Source organism: Actinosynnema sp. NPDC023658, assembly GCF_040639995.1.
In the GTDB taxonomy this organism is placed as follows: Bacteria; Actinomycetota; Actinomycetes; order Mycobacteriales; family Pseudonocardiaceae; genus Actinosynnema.
Window position 1 is genome coordinate 1 of record NZ_JBFAAX010000915.1, and the last position, 2,169, is coordinate 2,169.

A 2,169-nucleotide genomic window follows, 5' to 3' on the forward strand; every position below is an offset into this window, starting at 1 on the left:
CGGCTCTCGGCGCTGCTGGAAGGCCTCGACCGGTCGGTGCTGGAGCCCGCGCTGGCGGCCGAGCTGTCCGACGCCGAGCAGCGGGTCGTGCTGGCCAGGCGGGTGCACAACGACGCCGTGCGCGACACGTTGGCGCTGCGCCGGCGGCGGTCCGTGCGGTGGCTGCGGCTCGCGGGCACCGCGCCGACGCCGTCCTACTTCGAGATCGCCGAACCCGGCGGCGACGCCGAGGCGTCCGCGTTGACCCAGCGCGTGTCGGCGCGGGTCGTGCTGCTGGACGCCGAGGACCGGGTGCTGTTGTTCGAGGGCTTCGACCCCGGCCGACCGGACGAGCTGTTCTGGTTCACCGTCGGCGGCGGGGTCGAGCCGGGGGAGGACGTCCGGACCGCCGCGGTGCGCGAGCTGTTCGAGGAGACCGGAGCGACGGTCCCCGACGACCAGCTGATCGGTCCGGTGTGGAAGCGGCACGCCGTGTTCGCCTTCGACGGCTTGAACTACGCGGCGGTCGAGTGGTTCTTCGTCGGAAAGGTGGACGGGATCGACGTGGACACCTCGCGGTTCAACGAGATCGAGCAGCAGACCATCCGCCGGCACCGGTGGTGGTCGCTGGAAGAGCTGGCGTCGACCGACGCGACGGTGTACCCGGCCCAGCTGGCCGAGGTGCTGCCCGGCGCGCTGGTCGGGTGGGACGGCACGACCCGTTCGGTCCGATGATCGGCATCTCGGGCCGGGTGGACGACGTCGTCGCCTTCTACCGGGCACTGGAGGAGTCGGACCGGCCGCGGACGTGCTTCGAGTTCGTGGACGCCGAGGGCTGGGTCGACGAGGGCGCGCGGGCGCTCTACGAGACCGTGGAGCACGAGGGCGAGCTGATCGCGATCCGGCAGATCGAGCTGCCCTCGGCCGGCGGGATGCACCGCTACTCGTGGCGGCTGCTCGAAGACCCGTACGGCGGGCTCACGGACGAGCCGATCGACCCGCACGACGACCCGGTCAAGCCGATCCCCCGGGAGATGTTCGAAGCGGTGTGGAACTCGGCGTCACCGGACTCGTGACCGGTTCGTCCGGAACACCCGGATCGTCGCACCTGCGCGGTCGCGACCCGACCCGGCGGCACGGCCGGGCGCGGGCGCGCGACTCCGGGGGCGCCGCCGGGTGGGCCGGTCCGGCTACAGGATGAACGTCGCGATCATCTGGCCGAGCAACCGCACGTCGGCGTGGCCCTTGAACTCCAGCCGCACCCGGCCCAGGCCGCTGAACCACAGGTCCAGCTCGGCGTCCATGTCGAACGTGCCCGCCGTCTCGATGGAGAACGCCTGCACCCGGCTGTAGGGCAGCGACGTGAAGTCCTTCTTGCGGCCGGTCATGCCCTGGACGTTCACCGCGATGACCCGCTTGTTCGTGAACACCACGAAGTCGCGCACCGTCTTGAAGCTCGACACGATGTGCTCGCCCTGGATCAGGATCGGTGACACCTGCGACGCGATGTCCTCCGGCCGGCACGGCGCCAGCTTGAAGACGGACTGCTTCTCGAAGTCGATCACCCGTCCGACGGTACCGGCTACCGGGGCCAGCCCGCCGGGTTCGAGACCGATTCCCGGGAGATCCCCGACCCCGTCTCCGGGTGATCCCCGAACCGCTCGGCGTGCAGCCGCGCGAAGAAGTAGCAGAACGCCTCGCACTCCGCGTCCGTCACCGCCACCCGCGGGTCGCGGGCCACGGCCTCGTAGAAGTCCCGGCCCAGGGCGAGGATGAAGCCGCGCGCGTACAGGAAGCCGTCGTCCGAGCCGTCGGTGACCTGCTGCACGTCGGCCCGGTCGATCTCGTAGAGCTTGCGCTCGGCCACCCGGTCCAGCGCGGTCAGCTCCTCGCTCGACAGCCCGGCGCACGCACCGGCCAACGCCTCCAGCACCCGGTCGAGGTGCTCCTCCAGCTCGGCGGCCTCCTCGAACGCCTCGGCGGACACGTCGCGCTTGGCCAGGGCGGCCCGCACCTCGTTCGGCCCGGGACCGAGCCCGGCCCACGCGTCTTCCAGCAGCGCCCAGAAGCGGGCTTCCTCGGCAGCGGTCGGTGTGATCATGCGGCGACGGTAACAACGGGGTCCGACAATCCCCGGCACGCGGTGCCGTGCCGGGGTCCCCGACGCCGCCCGGCGACCGCCGTGCCGGG

Annotated in this window: 4 protein-coding genes; 2 read left to right on the plus strand and 2 right to left on the minus strand. The window is 71.9% G+C overall.

The features are described from left to right. A partial coding sequence (locus tag AB0G02_RS36350; protein ID WP_360803870.1) for an NUDIX domain-containing protein occupies nucleotides 1-714 on the plus strand: 714 nt, incomplete at its 5' end. Then, entirely contained in the window at nucleotides 711-1,055 is a 345-nt protein-coding gene (locus AB0G02_RS36355; protein ID WP_360803873.1) for a hypothetical protein, read from the plus strand. The genes AB0G02_RS36350 and AB0G02_RS36355, both read left to right, overlap by 4 nt. 114 nt (nucleotides 1,056-1,169) lie before the next feature. On the opposite strand, the gene AB0G02_RS36360 is transcribed toward AB0G02_RS36355, so the two are convergent. Further along, nucleotides 1,170-1,544: a PH domain-containing protein gene (locus AB0G02_RS36360; protein ID WP_360803876.1), complete on the minus strand. Its 375-nt coding sequence runs from the start codon at nucleotides 1,542-1,544 to the stop codon at nucleotides 1,170-1,172. Between the two features lie 17 nt (nucleotides 1,545-1,561). Then, nucleotides 1,562-2,080: a DUF4240 domain-containing protein gene (locus AB0G02_RS36365; protein ID WP_360803878.1), complete on the minus strand. Its 519-nt coding sequence runs from the start codon at nucleotides 2,078-2,080 to the stop codon at nucleotides 1,562-1,564. Between the last annotated feature and the right edge of the window lie 89 nt (nucleotides 2,081-2,169).

Excerpts from the sequence above, each read along its gene's own strand:
- AB0G02_RS36355 (WP_360803873.1), top strand. The coding sequence starts at position 711 with ATGATCGGCATCTCGGGCCGGGTGGACGACGTCGTCGCCTTCTACCGG.
- AB0G02_RS36365 (WP_360803878.1), bottom strand. The coding sequence starts at position 2,080 with ATGATCACACCGACCGCTGCCGAGGAAGCCCGCTTCTGGGCGCTGCTG.